The sequence below is a fragment of the Pelistega suis genome, assembly GCF_013133795.1.
GTDB classification, from domain to species: domain Bacteria; phylum Pseudomonadota; class Gammaproteobacteria; order Burkholderiales; family Burkholderiaceae_B; genus Taylorella; species Taylorella suis.
This window is the reverse complement of sequence record NZ_JABGBN010000001.1, coordinates 58,658-81,812: the sequence shown is the minus strand read 5'-3', so window position 1 is coordinate 81,812 and position 23,155 is coordinate 58,658. Positions and strand designations below refer to the sequence as shown.

Annotated in this window: 29 protein-coding genes; 5 read left to right on the top strand and 24 right to left on the bottom strand. The window is 43.1% G+C overall.

Going from position 1 to position 23,155, the window contains the following annotated elements; translation table 11 throughout:
• Positions 1-2: 2 nt before the first annotated feature.
• Positions 3-1,316 carry a hemolysin family protein gene (locus HKX39_RS00440; RefSeq protein WP_171679349.1) on the top strand — a complete coding sequence of 438 codons (1,314 nt, stop codon included), beginning with the start codon at positions 3-5 and terminating at the stop codon, positions 1,314-1,316.
• Positions 1,317-1,563: 247 nt separating this feature from the next.
• Here the strand turns inward: HKX39_RS00440 and HKX39_RS00435 are convergent, their stop codons facing one another.
• Positions 1,564-2,028, bottom strand: coding sequence for an Lrp/AsnC family transcriptional regulator (locus tag HKX39_RS00435; RefSeq protein ID WP_171679348.1), 465 nt, complete (start codon positions 2,026-2,028; stop codon positions 1,564-1,566).
• Between the two features lie 242 nt (positions 2,029-2,270).
• On the opposite strand from HKX39_RS00435, the gene glmS reads away from it, so the two are divergent.
• Together glmS and HKX39_RS00425 are read left to right on the top strand one after the other, a co-directional pair.
• Positions 2,271-4,103, top strand: a complete 1,833-nt coding sequence (glmS, locus tag HKX39_RS00430) for a glutamine--fructose-6-phosphate transaminase (isomerizing) (RefSeq protein WP_171679347.1) — start codon at positions 2,271-2,273, stop codon at positions 4,101-4,103.
• Positions 4,104-4,210: 107 nt separating this feature from the next.
• The gene (locus tag HKX39_RS00425; protein ID WP_171679346.1) at positions 4,211-4,849 is read left to right on the top strand and encodes a LysE family translocator; all 639 of its coding nucleotides are present in this window, start codon (positions 4,211-4,213) and stop codon (positions 4,847-4,849) included.
• Positions 4,850-4,884: 35 nt separating this feature from the next.
• On the opposite strand, the gene HKX39_RS00420 is transcribed toward HKX39_RS00425, so the two are convergent.
• The 3 genes from HKX39_RS00420 to HKX39_RS00410 form a co-directional block, all read right to left on the bottom strand.
• On the bottom strand, positions 4,885-8,121 hold the full coding sequence (locus tag HKX39_RS00420) for an SbcC/MukB-like Walker B domain-containing protein (RefSeq protein ID WP_171679345.1): 3,237 nt from the start codon (positions 8,119-8,121) through the stop codon (positions 4,885-4,887).
• Between the two features lie 12 nt (positions 8,122-8,133).
• The gene (locus HKX39_RS00415; RefSeq protein ID WP_171679344.1) at positions 8,134-9,390 is read right to left on the bottom strand and encodes an exonuclease SbcCD subunit D C-terminal domain-containing protein; all 1,257 of its coding nucleotides are present in this window, start codon (positions 9,388-9,390) and stop codon (positions 8,134-8,136) included.
• 236 nt (positions 9,391-9,626) lie between these two features.
• Positions 9,627-10,937, bottom strand: coding sequence for an aspartate aminotransferase family protein (locus HKX39_RS00410; protein ID WP_171679343.1), 1,311 nt, complete (start codon positions 10,935-10,937; stop codon positions 9,627-9,629).
• Positions 10,938-11,094: 157 nt separating this feature from the next.
• On the opposite strand from HKX39_RS00410, the gene phhA reads away from it, so the two are divergent.
• Positions 11,095-11,886: a phenylalanine 4-monooxygenase gene (gene phhA, locus HKX39_RS00405; protein WP_216605006.1), complete on the top strand. Its 792-nt coding sequence runs from the start codon at positions 11,095-11,097 to the stop codon at positions 11,884-11,886.
• 10 nt (positions 11,887-11,896) lie between these two features.
• Entirely contained in the window at positions 11,897-12,241 is a 345-nt protein-coding gene (locus HKX39_RS00400) for a 4a-hydroxytetrahydrobiopterin dehydratase (protein ID WP_171679342.1), read from the top strand.
• Positions 12,242-12,331: 90 nt separating this feature from the next.
• On the opposite strand, the gene HKX39_RS00395 is transcribed toward HKX39_RS00400, so the two are convergent.
• From HKX39_RS00395 to rplN, 20 genes are all read right to left on the bottom strand, one after another.
• On the bottom strand, positions 12,332-12,931 hold the full coding sequence (locus HKX39_RS00395; protein ID WP_171679341.1) for a 2Fe-2S iron-sulfur cluster-binding protein: 600 nt from the start codon (positions 12,929-12,931) through the stop codon (positions 12,332-12,334).
• An 85-nt stretch (positions 12,932-13,016) separates the two neighbouring features.
• Entirely contained in the window at positions 13,017-13,961 is a 945-nt protein-coding gene (locus HKX39_RS00390; protein WP_171679340.1) for a DMT family transporter, read from the bottom strand.
• A 106-nt stretch (positions 13,962-14,067) separates the two neighbouring features.
• The gene (gene rplQ, locus HKX39_RS00385; protein WP_171679339.1) at positions 14,068-14,451 is read right to left on the bottom strand and encodes a 50S ribosomal protein L17; all 384 of its coding nucleotides are present in this window, start codon (positions 14,449-14,451) and stop codon (positions 14,068-14,070) included.
• A 164-nt stretch (positions 14,452-14,615) separates the two neighbouring features.
• A complete protein-coding gene (locus HKX39_RS00380) occupies positions 14,616-15,599 on the bottom strand; it encodes a DNA-directed RNA polymerase subunit alpha (RefSeq protein ID WP_171679338.1) in 984 nt (327 codons plus the stop codon).
• A gap of 182 nt (positions 15,600-15,781) precedes the next feature.
• The gene (gene rpsD / locus HKX39_RS00375; protein WP_171679337.1) at positions 15,782-16,405 is read right to left on the bottom strand and encodes a 30S ribosomal protein S4; all 624 of its coding nucleotides are present in this window, start codon (positions 16,403-16,405) and stop codon (positions 15,782-15,784) included.
• A 20-nt stretch (positions 16,406-16,425) separates the two neighbouring features.
• Positions 16,426-16,824 carry a 30S ribosomal protein S11 gene (gene rpsK / locus HKX39_RS00370; protein WP_023949353.1) on the bottom strand — a complete coding sequence of 133 codons (399 nt, stop codon included), beginning with the start codon at positions 16,822-16,824 and terminating at the stop codon, positions 16,426-16,428.
• Between the two features lie 15 nt (positions 16,825-16,839).
• Positions 16,840-17,205, bottom strand: coding sequence for a 30S ribosomal protein S13 (rpsM, locus tag HKX39_RS00365; RefSeq protein ID WP_171679336.1), 366 nt, complete (start codon positions 17,203-17,205; stop codon positions 16,840-16,842).
• Positions 17,206-17,238: 33 nt separating this feature from the next.
• On the bottom strand, positions 17,239-17,352 hold the full coding sequence (rpmJ, locus tag HKX39_RS00360; protein ID WP_081710613.1) for a 50S ribosomal protein L36: 114 nt from the start codon (positions 17,350-17,352) through the stop codon (positions 17,239-17,241).
• Positions 17,353-17,375: 23 nt separating this feature from the next.
• Positions 17,376-17,594 carry a translation initiation factor IF-1 gene (gene infA / locus HKX39_RS00355; RefSeq protein WP_171679335.1) on the bottom strand — a complete coding sequence of 73 codons (219 nt, stop codon included), beginning with the start codon at positions 17,592-17,594 and terminating at the stop codon, positions 17,376-17,378.
• 6 nt (positions 17,595-17,600) lie between these two features.
• Positions 17,601-18,944 (bottom strand): preprotein translocase subunit SecY, encoded by a 1,344-nt coding sequence (secY, locus tag HKX39_RS00350; protein WP_171679334.1) that lies wholly within the window; start codon positions 18,942-18,944, stop codon positions 17,601-17,603.
• Positions 18,945-18,957: 13 nt separating this feature from the next.
• Entirely contained in the window at positions 18,958-19,398 is a 441-nt protein-coding gene (rplO, locus tag HKX39_RS00345; protein WP_171679333.1) for a 50S ribosomal protein L15, read from the bottom strand.
• A 10-nt stretch (positions 19,399-19,408) separates the two neighbouring features.
• Positions 19,409-19,594: a 50S ribosomal protein L30 gene (rpmD, locus tag HKX39_RS00340; RefSeq protein ID WP_023949362.1), complete on the bottom strand. Its 186-nt coding sequence runs from the start codon at positions 19,592-19,594 to the stop codon at positions 19,409-19,411.
• 4 nt (positions 19,595-19,598) lie between these two features.
• Positions 19,599-20,120: a 30S ribosomal protein S5 gene (gene rpsE, locus HKX39_RS00335; protein WP_171679332.1), complete on the bottom strand. Its 522-nt coding sequence runs from the start codon at positions 20,118-20,120 to the stop codon at positions 19,599-19,601.
• 14 nt (positions 20,121-20,134) lie between these two features.
• Positions 20,135-20,500 (bottom strand): 50S ribosomal protein L18, encoded by a 366-nt coding sequence (gene rplR / locus HKX39_RS00330; protein WP_171679331.1) that lies wholly within the window; start codon positions 20,498-20,500, stop codon positions 20,135-20,137.
• A gap of 21 nt (positions 20,501-20,521) precedes the next feature.
• Entirely contained in the window at positions 20,522-21,055 is a 534-nt protein-coding gene (gene rplF / locus HKX39_RS00325; protein ID WP_171679330.1) for a 50S ribosomal protein L6, read from the bottom strand.
• 11 nt (positions 21,056-21,066) lie between these two features.
• Entirely contained in the window at positions 21,067-21,462 is a 396-nt protein-coding gene (rpsH, locus tag HKX39_RS00320; RefSeq protein WP_171679329.1) for a 30S ribosomal protein S8, read from the bottom strand.
• Between the two features lie 11 nt (positions 21,463-21,473).
• Positions 21,474-21,779, bottom strand: coding sequence for a 30S ribosomal protein S14 (gene rpsN / locus HKX39_RS00315; RefSeq protein WP_171679328.1), 306 nt, complete (start codon positions 21,777-21,779; stop codon positions 21,474-21,476).
• Between the two features lie 11 nt (positions 21,780-21,790).
• Positions 21,791-22,330 carry a 50S ribosomal protein L5 gene (gene rplE, locus HKX39_RS00310; RefSeq protein ID WP_171679327.1) on the bottom strand — a complete coding sequence of 180 codons (540 nt, stop codon included), beginning with the start codon at positions 22,328-22,330 and terminating at the stop codon, positions 21,791-21,793.
• 14 nt (positions 22,331-22,344) lie between these two features.
• On the bottom strand, positions 22,345-22,665 hold the full coding sequence (gene rplX, locus HKX39_RS00305) for a 50S ribosomal protein L24 (protein WP_171679326.1): 321 nt from the start codon (positions 22,663-22,665) through the stop codon (positions 22,345-22,347).
• A gap of 10 nt (positions 22,666-22,675) precedes the next feature.
• Positions 22,676-23,044, bottom strand: a complete 369-nt coding sequence (gene rplN, locus HKX39_RS00300; RefSeq protein ID WP_171679325.1) for a 50S ribosomal protein L14 — start codon at positions 23,042-23,044, stop codon at positions 22,676-22,678.
• Positions 23,045-23,155: the final 111 nt, after the last annotated feature.

Sequence of the window (23,155 nt, the reverse complement as noted above, 5' to 3'; positions counted from 1 at the left end):
CTATGTTAGATCTTTTTATTATTCTCTTTCTGATTTTTATTAACGGCCTTTTTGCTATGTCAGAAATTGCCGTTGTATCATCAAAACGTATGCGCCTGCAAAAGCTCGCTGATGAAGGCAGCAAGGCGGCAAAAGCGGCGCTTAATCTTGCGGATGGCCCCAGCCGATTTCTATCTACCGTACAAATTGGCATTACCCTGATTGGTATTTTTAACGGTGCTTTCGGTGAGGCCTCATTGGTTTCTCGGCTAGCCCCTGCGATTGAGCATATCTTTGGGGATTTCGCCTATCAAGTTGCCCTCGCCATTGTGGTGATAGGAATTACCTTTGCTTCGTTGATTTTTGGTGAGTTAGTGCCTAAACGTATCGCCATGCACTACCCAGAACGTGTAGCCATGCTGATTGCTCTACCGATGACATGGCTATCACGCATTGTATCGCCTTTTGTTTGGGTACTATCGATTAGTACCGACTTCGTCTTACGCCTACTCGGTATGTCAGGCAAACAACAAGACTCCCTCACCGAAGAAGACATCAGCGGTATCCTACACGAAGGTGCCAGTGCAGGTTTATTCGAGAAAACCGAACACGAAATCGTTGCTCGTGCCTTAAGCTTAGATGATAAGCATATTGCCTCAATTATGACGCCACGCAATGAAGTGCATTATATTGATATTAATGCCCCTCTCGAAGAAACATTAGCCATCATTGCAGATAGCCCTTACTCACGCTTTCCTGTGGTGGAAAATGAGCTAGATAATATTATCGGTATTGTCGATGCAGGTAGCTTATTTGAACAACAAATTCGTGGCGAAGCGACGGACATCCGAGCCGTCATGAAATCAGCGCGCTTTGTACCAGAAACCATTAGCGCCATGGACTTACTTGAGACCCTCCAACAACATCGCTCAGAGATTGCTGTGGTGATTAATGAGTACGGTGAAGTTGAAGGCGTTGTCACGCTGCGTGATATTCTCAAAGTTCTCGTCGGTGGCAATCTCCCTGTCAATGAAGACCAAACATCCGATGCGATTCAGCGCAAAGACGGCTCTTGGCTTATTGATGGCACGATGACATTAGACCGTTTCCGTGAAGTCTTTAATACAAAAGTTTACTTCCCTAATGAAGAACTGGAGCATTACCACACTCTCGCTGGTTTTGTGATGCATCAATTAGGGCACATTCCCAAAGAGGCAGAGTCCTTTACGTGGCAAAACTTCTACATCGAAGTGATGGATATGGATAAACATCGTATTGACCGTCTATTGGTCAAGGTGGAAGAGCCTGTGGAGGAAAAAGAAGAGGCGGATGAGTGATGGCTATGCCCTATCAATGAACTGACTCCAACAGCTGAGAAAAAGTATGGCACAGGTATTATTACTAAACGTCAACTCTTAAGTAATATTATTCGTTATAAGGTTCTCGTTCATGACGAGATTCTTTTAGTAGATTACTTAAATACATCAAAAGATAAACTATTTACTGTCGGAGAAACTGTCAATATACATATTCAACAAGAGCAAATTTGTTCACTAAACCAATTTGTTTACTCAACCGATCCAATTACTCCACCGCCACTTTTGTCTCAAACTTACTGCGGTGCGTGGAGAAGAATGTCCGTACATTGCGCACATGGTGATGACTAGTAAATAAGCGATTGACTAGCTCATGATACGCATTCATATCCGCTACCTGCATCACTACGATAAAATCTGGTCCGCTTGATACGCGATAGCATTGTAAGATAGCGCTCTCTGCCACGAGGAGTTTTTCAAAATCATTAAAAACCTCTGCCGATTGCTGCATAAGATTAATCTCCACAATAGCGGTCAGGCTTGGGGCAATCTTATCGGCATCCACCAGTACCACTCGCTTTTGGATAACACCCATCTGTTCCAACTGGCGTACACGGCGTAGGCAAGTCGGTGCAGAGGCAAATACTCGCTCTGCTAACTCTTGATTTGTCAGTGAAGCATCTTCTTGTAATTGTTCTAAAATGCGTTTATCTAAATCATCTAACGCTATCATTACCTCTCCTATCAGTGTATTTTTCTAGCGACGTTTTATTCCGTGGCACGAACCACTCCCACCCTCAGCAAGGTTTCACATCCAGCAACATGAAATTTAATTTCAAATATTAACCGTTAATTTAAATAATATTCTACAAGTACAAACAATGCAATAATTTAACAATTTATAACCATATTTTGATATTAAGTTTCAGCTCTTTGTTGCACAATAGTAAAAATTCCTTATTTGGAGATCTAATTATGTGTGGAATTGTTGGTGCTGTTGCACAAAGAGATATTACCCCTATTCTTGTAGAGGGTCTAAAGCGTCTTGAATACCGTGGCTACGACTCTTGTGGTGTAGCGGTCTATATGGACGGTGAATTACGCCGTACTCGCAGTACTCAACGTGTGGCTGAGTTAGATGCGCAAGTCAAAAATGAAGGCATTCAAGGCTTTACTGGTATCGCTCACACGCGTTGGGCTACGCATGGTGCACCAGCCACTTACAATGCTCACCCACACTTTTCGGGTCAAGACAAAGGCTCTCCTCGCATTGGTTTAGTGCACAATGGCATTATCGAAAACTACGAAGAACTCCGCCAAGAGCTCATCGCTCAAGGCTTTGTCTTTGAAAGCCAGACTGACACGGAAGTCATTGCACACTTAATCAACCACCTTTATAACGGTGATTTATTCGACACGGTACAACAAACGGTCGCTCGTCTAAAAGGCGCTTATGCAATTGCGGTATTCTCTCGCGAAGAGCCTCATCGTGTAGTAGCTGCACGCCAAGGTTCACCATTAGTACTAGGTCTAGGCAAAAATGAAAACTTCTTGGCTTCTGATGCCTTAGCGCTTGCGGGTACTACCGATCAAATCATCTACTTAGAAGACGGTGATATCGCTGACCTACAAGTGTCTAAAGTATGGATTGTCGATGCGAATCTACAAGCTGTTGAGCGTAAAGTACACACAGTGGCTGCCTACACAGCCGCCGCTGAATTAGGTCCTTATCGTCACTATATGCAAAAGGAAATCTTTGAACAACCTCGTGCGATTGGCGACACGCTCCAAGACGTTGATGCTATCGTACCAGCACTATTTGGTGAGGGCGCAGAACAAGTCTTCAAAGAGATTGATAATGTATTAATCCTCGCTTGCGGTACGTCTTACTATGCCGGCATGACAGCACGCTACTGGATTGAGTCTATCGCTAAAATCCCTGTTAACGTAGAAATCGCTAGTGAATACCGTTACCGTGATAGCGTACCTAATCCAAAATCTCTCGTGGTCACTATTTCTCAATCAGGTGAGACCGCCGATACACTCGCTGCACTTAAACATGCGCGTAGTCTCGGTATGGAAAATACGCTCACTATCTGTAACGTAGCCAGCAGTGCCATGGTACGTGAGTGTAAGTTAAATTACATCACTCGTGCAGGTGTCGAAGTCGGTGTAGCCTCGACTAAAGCCTTTACGACGCAACTCGTGGGCTTATTTATGCTCACCATGTGTTTAGCAAAGGTAAAAGGTAATCTTACGGCTGAAAAAGAGGAATCTTACCTCAAACAGCTCCGTCACTTACCAGCAGCCATTACGGCAACATTAGCCTTAGAGCCACAAGTAATGGCATGGGCAGATCGCTTTGTACCAAAAGAAAACGCGCTTTTCTTAGGTCGCGGTATGCACTATCCTATCGCTTTAGAAGGTGCATTAAAACTGAAAGAAATCAGTTATATCCACGCTGAGGCATATCCTGCTGGTGAACTTAAGCATGGTCCCTTAGCACTTGTGACCGATGCTATGCCAGTTGTAGTGATTGCACCGAATGACGAGTTATTAGAAAAACTTAAATCAAATATGCAAGAAGTCCACGCACGTGGTGGTGAGCTATATGTGTTTGCCGATGCAGATACACAGATTGTCAATAGCGACAATATCCATGTGATTCGTATGCCAGAGCATTACGGTAAATTATCACCAATTCTACATACCGTCACATTACAATTATTGTCTTATCATACAGCGGTATCGCGCGGTACAGATGTGGATAAACCACGTAACTTAGCTAAGAGCGTTACCGTAGAATAAAACACGCTCTCTCTTTCGCTTTGACAATGCCCTTCCCTTACCCGAAGGGCATTTTCTCTTGCAAAAAATGATAGACTAAAAGTATCCCTTATCTTCTCTCATCATCGATGAATTATTCGCTGCTCATTGCCTATTTCACTACAATTGCCTTACTTATTGCCACACCGGGTCCAGTACTTGCTTATGTGCTTTTTATCTCAGGACGTTATGGGGTGAAAACAGCGATTATTACGACGATTGCTACCAATATCGCCTCTCTCACGCTACTCATTATTGCGGCCTTAGTCTTAGTAGGTGCCTTAATTATCCACCCACTTGTCTTTGAAGTCATCAGTATTATTGGCTGTGTAGCGCTATTTTTTATCGCTATTAAGATGATGAAGCAAAGTCGTTATGCCCCTCAAGCACCGAGTGGTGAGTATGGATTAGACCTTCAAAAACCACAAAAAAGACTTTCCCAAATTCTGTTGCAAGGCTATCTCCTTGGTGTAGCAAATCCCAAAGACGTGATTTTCTTTGTGGCACTTTTTCCCCAGTTTATTCATATCACCTCCTCGATGGAGTTCAGTCTAGCCATCCTTACCCTTGGGTGGATTGTGTGTGATTTCGGTATTCTACTGGCGTATATCCTCATTATTCATAAAACCATGCGTCATCGCATGCAGATCATTACCAAGCTCGCTGCTTATATGATTTTCATCGTGGCGTGTTTAGCGGTTTTCTATAACATTCAAAAGTGGTTCTAGCATCGCCCTTCCGCAACGAGGGGCTAACAATAACTTCACCCCCGCGACACACCCGGCCCTTTCAACGCACTACGCCCCCCATGTAAAGGCTCAACTTGGATTTGCGTACCAATCCGATTTTTCAAAGCAGATACATGGGAAATCACACCAATCAACTTATTATCCTCATGTAGTGCGGCCAAGGTATCCAAAGCCACTTCTAAGGCTTCTTCATCAAGCGTCCCAAAACCCTCATCTAAGAATAAGGAATCCACGCGGATTTTTTGGCTCGACATCTTCGATAAGCCAAGTGCTAATGCCAAACTAATAATAAAACTCTCACCCCCTGATAGATTACGTACAGAACGGACTTCACCCGCTTGATACGCATCTAACACATTTAAGGAAAGGGCATTCTCGCGATCATGCAATAACACATAACGATCACTCATCTTGCGTAATTGCTGATTGGCATGACTAATCATTAATTCAAACGTCAGACCCTGTGCAAAATTACGATAAGCACTACCATCCGATGAGCCAATCAGTGCTTTTAAGGTTTTCCAGCGTGCCGCCTCTTGCTCTTGTTGGATAATCTGTTTTTGCTTATCTGCCAAGCTAAGCTGATGACGATCGTCTTGACGTAGTCGTTCCTCAGCTGCTGCAATCTGGTCTATATATCCTCGCCATTGCGGTAACAACGCTTGCTTTTCTGTCTCTAACTGCACCAGATCTGTCTGACTCAACTGCTTATTTTCTTCTACCTTCAACCGCTCACTGCGATCCGCCATCAAGGCATTCAATTGCGTTTCTCTATCTGCTAAAGTCTTGGCTTGGGCTTGCAAGGCTAGCAACTGTGATGACGGTAATAAAGCCTGAATAAACAAGGACTCTTGCTCAAATCCATGCTGATTTAATTGCGTGATAAAACGTTCTTCTTGGTGAATCAACTGCGTAGCTCGTTGCTGCACCCCCTCTGTGATTTGCTGCAAACGCCCCTGAGCATCCTCTAAACTTGATTTCACCTTATCTCGTTGTTCTGCCGCCTGTTTTTGCTGTTGTTCAGCATGTCGCATTTGTTGCTGATACTGTTGCTCAAGCTGATCAACATCTTGCTCACCAAAGAGTTTAAACCGTTCTTGTTGTACCTGTGCATAGCCATCGTGCTGCTCATTCAGTCGCATTTGACGCGTCTGCATATCGGTATGTAACAGTTTCTGTTCCGCTTGTAAGGCAGCCATCTTCTCTCGTAATGGCTGTAAATCTGCCTGAATTTTTTCTTGTAATTCAGCATGATATTGCCACTGGCGAACACGCCAATCCAACTGTGCAAAACTCGTCTCATCAAGTGTATTAACGCTGAATACGGATAACTCTCTTAATAGCTGCTGCTCACGCACTTGCAAGGCTTGCTCAATTGCCGCAATCTGCTCTTTTTCTTCCTTCAGCGACTGTGCTGTCTGCTCGAAATAGCTCGTTTTATTCAATAACTCACTATCCTTTAAGCTAATCTCATGCTGTCTATCTTTCAGCTTATCCTCTAAATGACGCACGCTTTTTTCTAACTGCTCAATCTGTCGAATCATCGCACTTAATTGAGCAATCTGATCATCGTATGTATTCAAAGCAGGAATGGACACACGATAAGGGTGATGTTCTGAACCACATACTGGGCAAGGCTCATTTTCTACCAGTCGTTCACGTATGGCCGCCACATCATGAATATTCTGGATCAATGCCTTTTTCTCACGGGCATGGTCTAACTCTTGTTGATAATGGGATAAGGCTTTACCTTGCATCATCTGCTGATACTTCTGCTGCTCTTGACTATGCTGCTGTTGTAAAGCTTGCTGTCTATCGACTAAAGCCTGTTTATCCGCTTTCAAACTTGCGATGGCTTGCTCTAATGTCTGTAATGCCTCCCTACGCGTTGTATGTGCTTGTTGTTGGCGCAATACATCGACACGACCTTGCTTTAGCTGTTGAAAACTTAACGCCAGACCAGAGAGTTTTTCCACCAGATGTTTATCTTGAGCATACTGACTAAGATACTGCTCACTCGCTTTTAATTGCTGCTCTTGATGATTAAGCTGTTCTTGATAGTTTTGTTGTTCTCGCTCAAATTGTCGTTGTCTGTCTTGCACTTCTCGCAGAGCTATCGCTCCCTCATGCAGACGTTTCTGTTGTTCTTTTAATTGCACATCGAGCGCACGCACCTGTTTCCAGATAGGTTGTTGAGTTTCCCATTGTTTTTTTAAATCTAACAAGGCATTTTCTGTCACTTGATAGACGTGGTTTTTTGTCGTCAATGCCTCTATTAACTGCGGCACCTGCAGACTCAATTGCTGTTGTAATACTTGAGCTTTCCTTTGCTCCTCACGTATCGTGTGAAGTGCGGCATAAGCATCTTTGAGTCTATCTGCCCTGATAGCCGTATCCAATACAGCACCTTGAGCAGCAAAAGCTTCTTTATCCGTCTCTAAACTGACTTGCTGTGCTTTTGCTTGAGTTAATTCATGTCTTAACTGCTCCACGTTTCGGTGCCATTGGATTTCTACATCCAGTTGTTTGAGCTGGGTTTGGAGTTGTACCTCTTGCTGTCGATTCTGGGTGATTTGCTCGCTGATCTCCACACGCTCTTGTTCGCTCAAGAGTTGAATTCCCTCAATCTGTGCACGTAATAGTTTGAGTTTCTCATCTTCGGTAGCACTGCGTCTATGCACACGCTGAGAAATGTCGGAGTAAATTTTTGTCCCCGTGATTTTCTCTAGTACGGCTGATTTAGTATTCACATCGGCTTTCAAAAAATTATCGAATTTGCCTTGTGCCAACAGCATAGAGCGCAAGAAACGGTCGAAGTCCATTCCAGTCTTTTCTTCAACCAATTGATCAAAGTCTTTCTTCTTGGTGGCTAACAACTTCCACTCACCTTGCTCTAAGACCGAAATCTCCTGTGCTGTGTCCTGCAATGCTCCATCAACTTTATTACGCGCACGGCGTTGTGACCATTGACAGAGAAACTCTCCTGCTTGTGAGCTAAATATCACCTCCGCCCGGCACTCTGCCGTCTGACGCGACATGATATCGTTACTCGATTTCGTGATTTTATCTAAGCGTGCCGTACGTCCGTAAAGCGCCAAACAAATCGCATCTAAAATAGTTGTCTTACCTGCACCTGTCGGACCTGTTAAGGCAAAAATACCATTTTGTACATAAGCATCATCGGTAAAATCAATCGACCACTCACCATATAAAGAGTTTAAGTTTTGAAAGTTTAATTTTAAAATTTTCATCAACTTATCCTATTACTCAGCACGACTATCTTCTTGGTCTAATTCACGCACAATCTCTCGATAACTCACCATCAAACTCTCTCGTTGATCAGCAGGAACCAGAGCGGCATCCAAACGACGCTCAAAGACTTGATAAAGATCTAAATCATCAAGGCTTTCTTCGGTATGTTGTGCGGCAAGCGTTTGCTGCACAATACGATTATTGCGAATACGCAATACCTCGACTGTGCTATCACCCACTACAGCCTCTATCTGTTCACGTAAATCACCGACGATATCTTCACCGGTATACTCCACTTCAACCCACACCGTCTCTCCACGCTTACATAGCGACATCAGTGTCGCTAGAATCTCTTTTACAGTGCCTTTGACACGTGCTAAGGCTTGAAAACGTGGAATAGTGATATCATGGGTTTGCATACGCTGTGCACTCTGTAATGCCTCATCGATGTCCACCACAATCATGATTTTTTGTTGGTTTGCTTCGCCATAACCCATGGCAATCGGTGAGCCACTATAGCGAATTCGTTCTTCTTTATTCACATATTGTGGGACATGTAAATGACCCAATGCGACATAATCTAAGCAAGCAGGGAATGCATCACTGCCAATTTGACCTAATGTACCAATATATAAATCGCGTACACCATCACCATCAATCGTCTCCCCGCCTGCCGCAAACAGGTGTCCCGTGCCTATGATGGGGATATAACGATGGGGCTGTGTTTGATAGATTTGCTCGCGCTTTTGCTCAGCTAAAACACATACAGCCGCATAATGCTGTTTTAATCCTTCCACCAGTTTTAACTGCTTATCTTGATTGCTCTCTCCTAGCACGGAAGCACGCAAATCACGGTCGCGAAGATAAGGTACGGCACACACAATCGCCTCCACCTCATCGCCTTTTTTCAGCAAGACGAGCTCATCACTTAGCTGCTCTCCCATCGCACCTACGACATGAACATTAAGACTTTTAAGAACAGCTTTAGGGGCATTAAGGAAACTCGCCGAGTCATGATTACCACCAATCACAATCACGTGGCGACAAGGCGTATCTCGTACACCCACCAGAAAATCATAATAAAGCTGCTGGGCTCGATTACTCGGTGCTGTCGTATCAAAAATATCCCCTGCAATAATCAACACATCAATCTGCTCTTGTTTAAGCGTCGCTAAGGTCCAGTCAAGCAACTGAGCAAACTCCTCATAACGCTTTTTGCCGTAGAGGGTTCGTCCTAAATGCCAATCTGATGTGTGGAGAAAACGCATAAGTTTCCTGTCTTGATAAGATGAGAAGATTTTGAGAGATTACTATCGTGTACTGTTTAGTGCCACCTAAGGCTCATAACCGTACTTCACGCTACAAATGCATCCATGTCCTGCTGATACCATGATGCATTATTTAGCATTGTGCAAAAACATCAAAAGTTAAGTGTCGCCAATCTCCTTACTGATGGAAGCTTGGCGAGATACTTAACTTTAATAGAGATTAAATAAACTAGGTTTTACGCAAAAACGCTTAACACTTCATCATAAATTGCTAAGGCTTTTTGTACCTCTGCCTCTGTAACGATTAATGGAGGAGCCACATGAATACGGTTTTCGGCGATAAACGGCACTAACCCCTTTTCCATACAAAGCTGTTTAACCTTATTCATATCAGCTGCAGTGAATTTAGTCTTTTTCTCACTATCACTGACTAACTCAATTGCCCAGAAAAGTCCTAAACCACGAACCTCACCCACAACACGATGCTTCGCTGCCAATGCTTTTAGTCCTGGATTTAAAACCTCTGCACCAAGACGAGCCGCATTCTCTACCATACCCTCTTCACGCATGGCATCAATCGTCGCCACAATCGCCGCCATCGCTAATGGATGTCCTGAATAGGTCAAACCACCAGGGAATATTTTATCATCGAAATAATCACTAATTTTTTCAGAAATAATCACACCACCAGCAGGAACATAACCTGAATTCACCCCTTTAGCAAAGGTGATTAAATCAGGCGTTACACCCTCATAATGCTCAAGGGTCAACCATTTACCTGTACGCCCAAAACCCACCATTACCTCATCAAGAATCAGCATAATGCCAAATTCATCACATAATTGGCGAACACCTTGCATATAGCCTGCTGGTGGTACCATGATACCTGCACTACCCGGTAAACTTTCTAAAATAATACAAGCAATACTCGCTGGATTTTCACATTCGATGATACGGCGTAGATGATGTAGAGCACGTTGGCACTCTTCTGTTTCAGTACTTGACCAAAACTCTGAACGATATAAATAAGGCCCAAAGAAATGTATATGGTCTTGCGCATATTCGTTATTAAAACGACGTGCCTCACCTGTCGCATTAATCGCTGTCCCCGTATTACCATGATAAGAGCGATAAGTCGATAAGACTTTACGGCGTCCTGTGTATAGGCGTGCCATACGAATCGCATTTTCGACTGCATCTGCACCAGCATTCGTGAAGAATACTTTTTTAAATCCCTTTGGGGCAATTTCTAAAATTTTCTTAGCTGCTAAAGCACGTGTTTTATTCGCATGGGCGGGCGCAATCGTCGCCAATAACTGGGCTTGCTCCATAATTGCCGCGACGACTTTAGGATGTTGATGTCCAATATTGGTATTGACTAATTGGCTACTAAAATCCAGATATTGCTTACCCTCAAAGTCTTCGAGATAACAACCTTTACCCGTTTTAAAGGCCATCGGTTTTAATTGATTTTGTACTGACCATGAATGAAAAACGTAGTCTAAATCGTTGTTTGCTACGCTTTGATTCGTTTCTTGTGTGCTCATTGATAAAATCTCCAAAAACACGTCTTTAATGAGCCTATCATACAAGCTAGCCTAGAAACGGTCAAACATTTCCACAGTGGCATTAGTGAAAATGCCCATATCCTCATAGGTTTTTTTTTGTTACGCTGACAGTCTTATTCACCTGACTTATAAATCAATGATGACAAGAGATAACTACACCTATGTCGCTCGTCAGGCAGATGAAACAGGTTTTATCAGTTATCCTGCTGATGAGCATTCTATATGGCAAGCCCTCATTACTCGGCAACAAGCCGCCCTTCCGGGACATGCTTGCCAAGAGTACTTAGATGGTCTCGCTAAATTAAATCTTCCTCTCAATCGCATCCCTCAACTCGGGGAAATTGACCAAGTCCTTATCGAGAATACCGGTTGGCGTACTGCCCCTGTACCTGCACTGATTTCATTTGGTCGTTTTTTTGAATTATTGGCCAATAAATCCTTCCCTGTTGCGACTTTTATCCGTCGCCGAGAGGATTTTGACTATATTCAAGAGCCCGATATTTTTCATGAAATTGCTGGTCATTGTCCGTTGCTAACGCACCCTGCCTTTGCCACTTTTAATGAAACATACGGTAAATTAGGACTACAGGCGACTAAGGAAGAGCGGATTTTCCTCGCCCGCCTCTATTGGTTTACGATTGAGTTTGGGCTGGTTGGCTCCGCTAATCAACGTCGCATTTATGGGGGAGGGATCCTCAGTTCCCCCGCAGAAACCATCTATGCCTTAAGCGGAGAGCCTGAATATCGTGAGTTCAATCTCATGGATGTACTGCGTACCCCTTATCGTATTGATCGTATTCAACCCATTTATTATGTACTTGATGATATTGATAGCTTGTTCACACTCGCTAAAAGCGACTTAATGCAACAAGTTCATATCGCGATGGAAAAAGGGCTTTTTGACCCTCACCCCAGTCTTTTATCATAGGAAGAAAATAATGACAGCTCTTAATCAACAATCTTGTGAAGCCTGCCGTGCCGATGCGCCTCGTGTAACCGACGAAGAACTCGCTGAACTCGTTCGTATGGTGCCCGAATGGCGTGCTATTGTCGTCGATGGCATTATGCAACTTGAACGCGTATTTACCTTTAAGAATTTTAAACAAGCGATGGCTTTTAGTAATCGTCTTGCCGATTTAGCCGAAAGTGAAGGTCATCATCCCGGCATCCTAACCGAATGGGGCAAGGTGACAGTGACATGGTGGTCACACAGTATCAAAGGATTGCACCGTAATGATTTTATTATGGCAGCCAAAACTGATGCACTCTGGGCAAACGAGTAAGTTCTACACGACTTTTATCGAAGCTACCTAAGTTATATTTACGATCAAATATCCCTTCATGAAAGACCTTTAGGATAAAGCCCCTGCCTCCTAAAGGTCTAACTCTATCGTACTTCCTGGTATGCCTCTTGATACACAAATCATCATGCAATCTTGCTTGGCCTTTTCATCATCCATAAGATAGGTATCCTTATGAAGGATTTCTCCCTTAAGGACCTCTGCATAACAAGTCCCACAGATTCCATACTCACAAGACGTATTCACCTTTAATCCATGCTCACGCATTATATCTGTAATGCTGACTTCTTTAGGGATGGCTAAGGTAATCCCTTGTCGTACGAATTTGACATAGAAATCAATACCATCATCTCTATCTTCTACTGAGAATGGTGCAGTCAATTCTATAATTTGTTCAAGTGCTGTATTGTCATAAAAGTCGCGTAAAGCCACATCCTCTGCGTCTTTTAGCGCTACTTCAATCATAATTTCTTGCTTAGTAAGGTGATGTGTCACAATTGGCACTTGTCTTGCCATACCTGATGCTGTTTTAATCTCTATATAAGCATTGGGCGGTAGTACTTCAAAACGGGTAAAAGAAGGCAAAAACAAACGAAATTGCTTGGTTTGCTCAGCGATTTCATTAATTTCTTCTACTCTTGCTGGAATCCAACGCAAATGATTCTCTGACATGGTCATAATTCTGATTAAGGTAAAGTCGTATTTTAATCGAAAATAAGCTCCATATTCACAAAAACCTATGTTAAAAATTAGGTGGCTATGTCAATCGAATTAAGAAAACCCCCGATACTAATATAATCATTCCTACCCATTGAAACGCCCGTATTGGCTTACGAGTCACACCGAACCATCCCCAGCTATCCACACAAAAACTTCCGAGCAATAAACCCAGTAAAATCAGCACGAGCATCTGACCTACACCAATCCAAGGGACAAGAATCACGCTCATAACCACGAAACCTGCTCCCAGAACGCCACCTATCCAAATCCACCAAGGCTTACCCATGGCAAGTTTTAATCCACTCACTTGACGCTCTTTGATAAGCAAAATAAGCAGTAGTGCCACCATCCCTACAAAAAAGGAAATAAAACTGGCCTGTACGCTAGAGTCGAGTAAATGACTTAATTGTGTATTAATGGCACTTTGAGAAGCAATCATCGCCCCGCCAATCAAAGCGAATAATCGCCATTTCCATGCTCCCATCGCAGGTGGCTCATCCATATGTGATATCCGTTCTCTCTTAAATAACAGCTGCTGAATACTTTGCCACGCTACCGCAATGACAATACCTGTTAAAACCAATACAACTCCCAGTAACTGAACCTTCGTCACAGGTTTTGTCAGCACATTAAACCATCCAAAATGGTCAATCATAACACCCATCACCACTTGACCAAAAATAGGAAAAATAGCCGTTTGTACCGCACCTAACTGCTGAAAAACAAGAATATTCGCACTAATCCAAAAGGCACCCAACAAGCCTCCAATCCAAAACCACCATGGGGAGGCGACAACACGATGAAATTCTGGAAAAATAGGCTCTCCTAGAATGAATAAAGCCAATGCCAATAACACTGAACCTACGGTAAAAGATACTGTACTTGCTAATAAAGGAGAGCCTACATAGATACGTAAGCGCGTATTAATGACCGTTTGAATAGCCACACCAAACCCCATTAATATGCCCAATAAAATAGCCACCACACTATCTCCTTACCGTACAATATACTTCACCGACTATACAATAAAAAACACGCCTAGGTAAACCTAGACGTGTTCAAAAATCTTACTTTTTGACTGAATAAAATTATTCAGCAGCAGCTTCTGTCACTTCTGGACGATCAACTAATTCCATGTAAGCCATAGGAGCGTTGTCACCTTGACGGAAACCCATTTTTAGAACGCGAGTGTAACCACCGTTGCGCTCTTTATAACGAGGACCGATTTCAGCGAATAATTTAACCACTGCATCGCGGTCACGTAGACGAGCAAATGCTAAACGCTTGTTAGCTAATGTTGGATTTTTAGCTAAAGTGATTAATGGTTCAATTACACGACGTAATTCTTTTGCTTTTGGCAATGTTGTTTTGATTGCTTCATGCTGAATTAAAGATACAGACATGTTGCGGAACATAGCCAAACGATGGCTGCTAGTACGATTTAATTTACGAAGACCATTACGGTGACGCATGATAATTTCCTTTGAATCTATATGTGAATAAACGGTTGTCTATTCAATTGTTAAACGGATCTTCTATCCCTTTTCAGGCGGTCCGGTTGAAAAATATACCTATAACTAGGTAAGCTTAAAATGTGGTCAGACAATCGATATTCTCCAACCACAAAATCTCTTAATTAAGGACGCTCTAAGCCAATTGGAGGCCAGTTCTCTAGTTTCATACCTAGAGATAAGCCACGTGCAGCAAGCACGTCTTTAATTTCATTAAGTGACTTACGACCCAAGTTAGGTGTCTTAAGTAACTCGTTTTCTGTTTTCTGAATAAGATCGCCGATGTAGTAAACGTTTTCGGCTTTCAAGCAGTTAGCAGAGCGTACCGTTAACTCTAAGTCATCAACAGAACGTAATAATACTGGATCAATTTGTGGTGTACCACGAGCAGGCGCTTCATAAGTCTCTGTCGCCCCTTCAAGAGCTGCAAATACAGAAATTTGATCCATAAGGATACGCGCTGATTGGCGAACTGCCTCTTCTGGCGTGATAACGCCGTTTGTCTCGATATCTAAAACTAATTTGTCTAAGTCTGTACGTTGTTCTACACGTGCATTTTCAACTTCGTAGCTCACACGACGGATTGGGCTATAAGAAGCATCTAAGATAATGCGACCAATAGTGTGCTGACGATCTTCGCGCAAAGCACGTACATTACCTGGTACATAACCACGACCTTGCTCTACTTTAATGTGCATTTCTAATTTGCCATTTTCTTGTAAGTGAGCAATCACGTGATTAGGATTAACGATTTCTACATCATGCGGTAATTCGATGTCACTCGCTAACACAGGACCCACACCTGTTTTGTTTAAAACTAATGTGACTTCTTCACGACCGTGTAATTTGAATACAACACCTTTTAAGTTTAAAAGGATATCCACAACGTCCTCTTGAACACCTGAGATGGTAGAGTACTCGTGAACAACACCCGTAATTTGTACTTCTGTTGGTGCGTAACCTGTCATTGATGACAATAGAATACGACGTAAAGCATTACCTAAAGTATGACCAAAACCACGTTCAAATGGCTCCATAACAACTTTAGCGTGATTTTCTGTGATAGGTACTACGTTAATAGTACGTGGCTTTAAAAAAGCTTGTGACATATCAATTCCTTTTCAATACCCTCGGCTCGTTACACCGATAAGGCTGATGGATAAGTTAAAAAGAGGGATTATACCCTAGTTTATTCTTGTTCAATACAAAACAATCAACAAGAATAAGAAATTCTATAAATAGGAAAAACACAGTGAGTAAAATACCCACTGTGTTCTCTTTAGAATCAAGATTAGCGAGAATACAATTCCACAATCATTGATTCGTTGATGTCGCGTGCTACATCTGAACGATCTGGAGCTTGTTTGAACGTACCAACTAATTTAGCTGAATCAACTTCAACCCATTGTGGTAAGCCAATGCTTGTCGCTAATTCCATAGCTTCTTTAATACGTGCTTGACCTTTTGATTTTTCACGCACAGAAACTACGTCACCAGCTTTAACGATCATTGATGGAATGTCAGCTTTGTGACCATTGATTTCAATCGCACCATGGCTCACTAATTGGCGAGCTTCTGCACGAGTTGAACCAAAACCCATACGATACACAACGTTATCTAAGCGAGATTCTAGAAGTTGAATCAGGGTCTCGCCAGTGTTACCACGGCGACGCTCAGCTTCTGCGAAGTATTTACGGAATTGTTTCTCTAAAACACCGTACATACGTTTGAGCTTCTGTTTCTCACGTAATTGTGTACCATAGTCAGAAGTACGAGCACCTGAAGTGCGACCGTGCTGACCAGGTTTGCTTTCAAATTTACATTTAGAATCTAAAGGACGGCGTGCGCTCTTTAGAAATAAATCAATACCTTCACGACGTGAAAGTTTACATTTTGGACCAGTATAACGTGCCATTATGTATGTTCCCTATAAAATTAGATACGGCGGCGTTTTGGAGGGCGGCAACCGTTGTGCGGAACTGGCGTGATATCAGAAATACTAGTAATTTTGATACCAAGAGCATTCAATGCACGGATTGAAGATTCACGGCCTGGGCCTGGACCTTTTACACGTACATCAAGAGTTTTGATACCGTATTCCAATGCTACACGTCCCGCTGACTCGGCTGCAACCTGCGCTGCAAAAGGCGTCGATTTACGAGAGCCTTTGAAGCCCGCGCCACCCGACGTCGCCCATGACAAGGCATTGCCTTGACGGTCAGTAATTGTGATGATTGTGTTGTTGAAAGATGCGTGAACGTGAGCGATACCGTCCGTCACTACCTTTCTGATTTTTTTACGTGCGCGTGCTGCGCTGCTAGAAGCTTTCGCCATATTTAGCTACTCCGATTATTTCTTCAACGATTGAGCTGCACGACGTGGACCTTTACGTGTACGAGCATTCGTACGAGTGCGTTGACCGCGCACTGGCAGTCCACGACGGTGGCGCATGCCACGATAGGTTCCCAAGTCGATTAAGCGTTTAATCGAAAGTTGTACTTCACGTCGCAAATCACCCTCAACTGTGAACGTACCTACTTGTTCACGTAGTTTTTCGAGTTCTGCGTCTGTTAAATCTTTAACTTTCTTATCGAATGGTACACCAGCTGCTTCGCAGATTAAGCGAGAGCGTGTGCGACCAATACCATAAATAGCTGTTAAACCGATTTCAGCGTGCTGATGCGGCGGAATGTTAATGCCTGCGATACGGGCCATGACTGTTCCTCGTTATATTAAAAACGTAGGGGATTAACCCTGACGTTGCTTGTGACGCGGATCTGTACAAATTACTCGTACAATTCCGTGACGTTTAATGATCTTGCAATTACGGCAGATCTTTTTAACCGATGCCATTACCTTCATTGGTAGACTCCTAATAGTTCCACTTATTTAGAGCGGAATACGATTCTAGCACGATTTAGGTCGTATGGGGTTAATTCCACAGTAACCTTATCTCCTGGAAGAATCCGAATATAGTGCATACGCATCTTACCAGAAATATGTCCTAATACTACATGTCCATTTTCCAGTTTGACACGGAAAGTTGCATTAGGGAGGTTTTCTACAACCTCACCTTGCATTTGGATGACGTCGTCCTTTGCCATTGTGTGTTACCTCATTGGAAGATTATTACCGCGGAAATTAGCTTTCTTTAGTAATGAATCATACTGGTTCGACATCATATAGGCCTGTACTTGTGCCATAAAGTCCATGGTAACGACCACTACAATCAGTAGCGAAGTACCACCGAAGTAAAATGGAACATTTTGCCATTGCATACGTAAAAATTCTGGTACTAAACACACTAAAGTGATATATACCGCACCCACTAAAGTTAGGCGCATAAGAATTTTATCAATATATTTGGCCGTTTGTTGCCCCGGACGAATACCAGGAACAAATGCACCACTTTTCTTCAAATTATCTGCTGTCTCACGGCTATTGAAAACCAACGCTGTATAGAAGAAGCAGAAAAATACGATTAAGGCAGTAAATACAGTAATGTAAAGCGGTTGACCAGGTTGCAATGCTGCAGACAGATCGCTTAACCAACGAATTTGATTTGCATTTGAGAACAAATTCGCAATAGTCGCTGGGAATAATAAAATCGATGAAGCGAAAATCGCAGGAATCACACCAGCCATATTCACTTTAAGTGGTAAGTGTGAACTTTGACCACCATAAATCTTATTACCCACTTGACGCTTAGCATAATTCACTGTAATGCGACGTTGACCGCGCTCTACAAATACCACTAATGCCGTTACGACAATAACTAGGGCTAAAATCACAATCGCTGCAAATGCACCAATCTGATTTTGGCTCACTAATTCGAACATGCCAGCTAAGGCTGCTGGTAAACCAGCGACAATACCTGCAAAAATCAGGATTGAAATACCATTACCTAAACCACGTTCTGTAATTTGCTCACCTAACCACATCACAAACATTGTACCTGTCACTAATGTAACCACGGTAGTGAATACGAACATCGGACCAGGACTATAAATAAGCCCTGGATACGATGCCATATAAGCTTGTAATGTAGAGGCAATACCAAATGCCTGCAATAAAGCTAAAACAACTGTCCCATAACGAGTGTATTGGGTAATCTTACGACGACCTGCTTCACCCTCTTTTTTCAACGCTTCTAATGATGGAATAACGGCTGTCATCAGCTGCATGATAATCGATGCCGAGATATACGGCATAATACCTAATGCAAACACTGAGAAACGCTCTAACGCACCACCAGAGAACATATTGAAAAAGCCTACGATGCCATCTGATTGCGCAGCAAATAATTGCTGCATCACAGTCGGGTTAATACCCGGAACTGGGATGTGTGTACCAAAACGGTACACCACCAATGCCAACAATAGGAACACAAGACGCTGTCTTAAGTCGCCGTATTTTTTACCGCCACCTTGACTAGTTGTCTGCGCTTTAGCCACATTTACCCCTTAATTAAGCAAGAGAACCACCGGCTGCTTCAATAGCAGCACGTGCACCCGCAGTTGCATTAATGCCTTTTAAGGCTACTTTGCGAGTTAATTCACCTGATTTGATAACCTTGACGTAAGCTACGGCTTGGCCAATCACACCAGCTTGCTTTAAAACTTGAACGTCGATTTCTTCAGCAGTTAAACGCTCTAAATCAGACAAACGAACTTGTTCGTATAAGTGTTGATTTAAAGGTGTAAAACCACGTTTTGGTAAACGACGATGTAAAGGCATTTGACCACCTTCAAAGCCGACTTTGTGGAAGCCGCCTGAACGTGATTTTTGACCTTTGTGACCACGACCTGCAGTTTTACCTAAGCCTGAGCCAATACCGCGACCAACGCGACGTTTAGCGTGCTTACTACCTGCAGCTGGTGATAAAGTGTTGAGTTGCATTTCAGACATCTTTATTCCTTTAGGCTTCTGAAACTGACACTAGATAATCCACTTTACGAATCATCCCGCGTACTTCAGGTGTATCGAGTAACACTCGGCTGCTATTTACTTTACCTAAACCTAAACCACGTACCGTAGCACGGTGGTCGCTTTTAGTACCAATAACAGAACGAACTAAAGTTACTTTAATTTGTTTTTGTGCCATGATCTTATCCTAGGATTTCTTCAACAGTTTTACCGCGTTTAGCAGCAACTTCAGAAGGAGTCATGCTAGCGTTTAAACCGTTAAGAGTAGCACGTACTAAGTTGTAAGGGTTGCTAGAACCTAAGCTCTTAGCTACAACGTTACGTACACCCATTACTTCAAAAATAGCACGCATTGGACCACCGGCGATTACACCAGTACCTTCTGCCGCAGGAGAAATAAGTACAGTAGATGCACCATGCTTACCAACAACAGTGTGATGTAATGTACCGTTGTTTAAAGCGATTTTCTTCATACCACGACGAGCTTGTTCCATAGCTTTTTGAACAGCTACAGGAACTTCACGTGCTTTACCTTTGCCCATGCCGATGCGACCATCGCCATCACCAACCACGGTTAACGCTGCAAAACTCATCGTGCGACCGCCCTTAACAGTTTTGCTGACGCGGTTAACCGCGATCATTTTTTCACGAAAACCGTCATCGCGCTCTTGTTCAGGGGCTTGTTTGCCTTGTGCTTTTGCCATTTGACAATCCTTCCTTAGAACTTAAGACCGGCTTCACGCGCAGCTTCTGCTAACGCTTTTACACGGCCATGATAACGGAAACCCGAACGGTCAAATGCGACCGATTCGATACCAGCTGCTTTCGCTTTCTCAGCAACGCGCTTACCTACTAATGTAGCAGCAGCAACGTTACCACCAGTTGTTTTGCCATCAGCTAATGCTTTGCGCACTTCTGGCTCTAGAGTAGAAGCAGCCACTAACACTTTGTCGCCTTCAGGCGAAATAATGTTCGCGTAAATGTGCAGATTGGTACGGTGCACTGATAAACGGTGTACACGTAATTGAGCAATCTTGCGGCGAGTAGCCACTGCACGACGCAAACGAGATACTTTCTTGTCCATAGTAATTCCTTGTCTGCGCTATTATTTCTTCTTAACTTCTTTGATGATAACTGTTTCATCAGCGTAGCGAACACCTTTACCTTTATATGGCTCTGGTGGACGATAAGCGCGAATCTTAGCAGCTACTTGGCCAACCACTTGTTTGTCAAAGCCTTTTAAAACGATTTCCGTTTGGCTAGGACATTCAGCTTTTACGCCTTTTGGTAGTGGATGTACAACATCATGTGAGAAGCCTAACTCTAGTTTCACAGCTTCGCCTTGTACAGCAGCACGGTAACCCACGCCTACTAGTGTTAAGCGACGCTCAAAACCTTTGCTCACGCCAACAACCATGTTGTTAACTAGAGCACGTAGAGTGCCAGACATTGCTTTAGCGTGACGAGTTTCGTTAGCAACAGCAAAGCTTACTTTACCATCTTCTAACTTAACAGCTACGTCGCCTGTTAAAGCTTGATTTAATTCACCTAATGGGCCTTTAACATTGATGTTATCAGCAGCGATTTTTACCTCAACACCACTAGGTACGATAACTGGGTTCTTAGCAATACGTGACATATTTGTTCTCCTTATGCCACATAGCATAGTACTTCACCACCCACGCCAACTGAACGTGCTTTACGGTCAGTCATTACACCGCGTGAAGTAGATACAATTGCTACACCAAGACCATTCATTACCTGAGGAATGCTTGCACGACCTTTGTAAATACGTAAACCAGGGCGTGATACGCGCTCGATACGCTCAATCACAGGTTGGTTATTGTAGTACTTAAGTTCGATTTCAAGTTCAGGTTTAGTCTTGTCACCTTTAACTTCGAAGTTTTCGATATAGCCTTCTTCTTTCAGCACAGTAGCAATAGCTACTTTAAGCTTTGAGGACGGCATAGATACTGAAACCTTCTCGACTTGCTGACCATTGCGGATGCGAGTCAACATGTCTGCGATTGGATCGCTCATGCTCATAATTCTTTCTCCTACCAGCTTGCTTTTGTCATACCAGGCACTTCACCACGCATAGCCATCTCGCGTAGTTTGTGACGGGTTAAACCAAATTTGCTGAAAACGCCACGAGGACGGCCAGTGATTACACAACGATTACGCATACGCGTTGGGTTAGCATTGCGCGGTAATTGTTGTAACTTCAAGCGCGCTTCATAGCGCTCTTCATCTGATTTTGATTGATCGTTGATAATCGCTACAAGTGCTGCACGTTTAGCAGAGAATTTTTCTACTAATTTAGCACGTTTGATATCACGATTGATGAGTGATAATTTTGCCACGTCATCGCCCCTTAGTTACGAAACGGGAAACCGAAAGCTTTCAATAAAGCTTTAGCTTCTTCGTCAGTCTTAGCAGTTGTTGTAATGCTGATGTTTAGACCACGCAATGCATCAATTTTGTCGTACTCAATTTCAGGGAAAATGATTTGCTCTTTAACCCCTACGTTGTAGTTACCACGACCATCGAATGCTTTACCTGAAATACCACGGAAGTCACGTACACGTGGTAAAGCAATAGTAACTAAACGATCTAAGAACTCATACATGCGTTGACCGCGTAGAGTTACCATACAACCGATAGGATAGTTTTCACGAATTTTAAAACCCGCAATCGCTTTACGAGTTTTTGTAATTACTGGTTTTTGACCAGCAATCTTGGTTAGGTCAGAAACAGCGTGCTCGATAACTTTCTTATCAGCAACAGCTTCAGATACACCCATATTTAAAGTAACTTTGGTAATGCGAGGCACTTCCATGTCACTTTCATAACCAAATTGCTTTTTGATTTCACCAGCAATCTTGTTGTTGTATAAATCTTGGAAACGAGCCATTCTTAAATTGCTCCTTAAGCTTTAACGCCAACGACTTCACCGTTGGAGCGATAAATGCGAACTTTATGACCGTCAACCTCTTTGATACCCACGCGATCAGCTTTACCTGTTGCTGGGTTAAAGATTGCCACATTAGAAATATGGATTGGCATTGTTTTATCAACGATACCACCTTGTGCACCAGTCATTGGATTTGGTCTTTGGTGTTTCTTAACAACATTGATACCTTCTACTAATACGTGATCAGCATCAACACGAGCTAAAACAACACCGCGACGTTTTTTGTCACGACCTGTGATAACGATTACTTCGTCACCCTTACGAATTTTATTCATTGCCAGCCCCTTAGATTACTTCAGGTGCCAATGAAACGATCTTCATAAAGCGCTCAGTACGTAATTCACGTGTTACTGGGCCGAAGATACGAGTACCGATTGGCTCTAATTTAGCATTTAGCAATACAGCTGCATTACCACCGAAGCGGATTAATGAGCCATCTTTACGACGAACACCTTTCGCAGTACGCACTACTACTGCATTGTATACTTCGCCTTTTTTGACGCGACCGCGCGGTGCAGCATCTTTAACACTAACTTTAATAATGTCACCGATAGCAGCATAACGGCGCTTAGAACCGCCAAGCACCTTAATGCACATTACTCGGCGTGCACCAGTGTTGTCAGCCACGTCTAGCGTGCTTTGCATTTGGATCATGATTATTCCTGTTCCAACTTAGTTACATTAACCACCCAAAATGAGTGATTTCCCATTTACATATAACCAGTTTTGGGCCCGTATGAGTTAAGTACTTATTATGAGTAAGCT

Coding starts and splice junctions, on each gene's coding strand:
- HKX39_RS00440 (WP_171679349.1), top strand. CDS start 3: ATGTTAGATCTTTTTATTATTCTCTTTCTGATTTTTATTAACGGCCTT.
- HKX39_RS00435 (WP_171679348.1), bottom strand. CDS start 2,028: ATGATAGCGTTAGATGATTTAGATAAACGCATTTTAGAACAATTACAA.
- glmS (WP_171679347.1), top strand. CDS start 2,271: ATGTGTGGAATTGTTGGTGCTGTTGCACAAAGAGATATTACCCCTATT.
- HKX39_RS00425 (WP_171679346.1), top strand. CDS start 4,211: ATGAATTATTCGCTGCTCATTGCCTATTTCACTACAATTGCCTTACTT.
- HKX39_RS00420 (WP_171679345.1), bottom strand. CDS start 8,121: ATGAAAATTTTAAAATTAAACTTTCAAAACTTAAACTCTTTATATGGT.
- HKX39_RS00415 (WP_171679344.1), bottom strand. CDS start 9,390: ATGCGTTTTCTCCACACATCAGATTGGCATTTAGGACGAACCCTCTAC.
- HKX39_RS00410 (WP_171679343.1), bottom strand. CDS start 10,937: ATGAGCACACAAGAAACGAATCAAAGCGTAGCAAACAACGATTTAGAC.
- phhA (WP_216605006.1), top strand. CDS start 11,095: ATGATGACAAGAGATAACTACACCTATGTCGCTCGTCAGGCAGATGAA.
- HKX39_RS00400 (WP_171679342.1), top strand. CDS start 11,897: ATGACAGCTCTTAATCAACAATCTTGTGAAGCCTGCCGTGCCGATGCG.
- HKX39_RS00395 (WP_171679341.1), bottom strand. CDS start 12,931: ATGTCAGAGAATCATTTGCGTTGGATTCCAGCAAGAGTAGAAGAAATT.
- rplQ (WP_171679339.1), bottom strand. CDS start 14,451: ATGCGTCACCGTAATGGTCTTCGTAAATTAAATCGTACTAGCAGCCAT.
- HKX39_RS00380 (WP_171679338.1), bottom strand. CDS start 15,599: ATGTCACAAGCTTTTTTAAAGCCACGTACTATTAACGTAGTACCTATC.
- rpsD (WP_171679337.1), bottom strand. CDS start 16,405: ATGGCACGTTATACTGGTCCAAAATGTAAACTTTCACGTCGTGAAGGT.
- rpsK (WP_023949353.1), bottom strand. CDS start 16,824: ATGGCGAAAGCTTCTAGCAGCGCAGCACGCGCACGTAAAAAAATCAGA.
- rpsM (WP_171679336.1), bottom strand. CDS start 17,205: ATGGCCCGTATCGCAGGCATTAACATTCCGCCGCATCAGCACGCTGAA.
- rpmJ (WP_081710613.1), bottom strand. CDS start 17,352: ATGAAGGTAATGGCATCGGTTAAAAAGATCTGCCGTAATTGCAAGATC.
- infA (WP_171679335.1), bottom strand. CDS start 17,594: ATGGCAAAGGACGACGTCATCCAAATGCAAGGTGAGGTTGTAGAAAAC.
- rplO (WP_171679333.1), bottom strand. CDS start 19,398: ATGTCTGAAATGCAACTCAACACTTTATCACCAGCTGCAGGTAGTAAG.
- rpmD (WP_023949362.1), bottom strand. CDS start 19,594: ATGGCACAAAAACAAATTAAAGTAACTTTAGTTCGTTCTGTTATTGGT.
- rpsE (WP_171679332.1), bottom strand. CDS start 20,120: ATGGCAAAAGCACAAGGCAAACAAGCCCCTGAACAAGAGCGCGATGAC.
- rplR (WP_171679331.1), bottom strand. CDS start 20,500: ATGGACAAGAAAGTATCTCGTTTGCGTCGTGCAGTGGCTACTCGCCGC.
- rplF (WP_171679330.1), bottom strand. CDS start 21,055: ATGTCACGTATTGCTAAGAACCCAGTTATCGTACCTAGTGGTGTTGAG.
- rpsH (WP_171679329.1), bottom strand. CDS start 21,462: ATGAGCATGAGCGATCCAATCGCAGACATGTTGACTCGCATCCGCAAT.
- rplE (WP_171679327.1), bottom strand. CDS start 22,330: ATGGCTCGTTTCCAAGATTTATACAACAACAAGATTGCTGGTGAAATC.
- rplX (WP_171679326.1), bottom strand. CDS start 22,665: ATGAATAAAATTCGTAAGGGTGACGAAGTAATCGTTATCACAGGTCGT.
- rplN (WP_171679325.1), bottom strand. CDS start 23,044: ATGATCCAAATGCAAAGCACGCTAGACGTGGCTGACAACACTGGTGCA.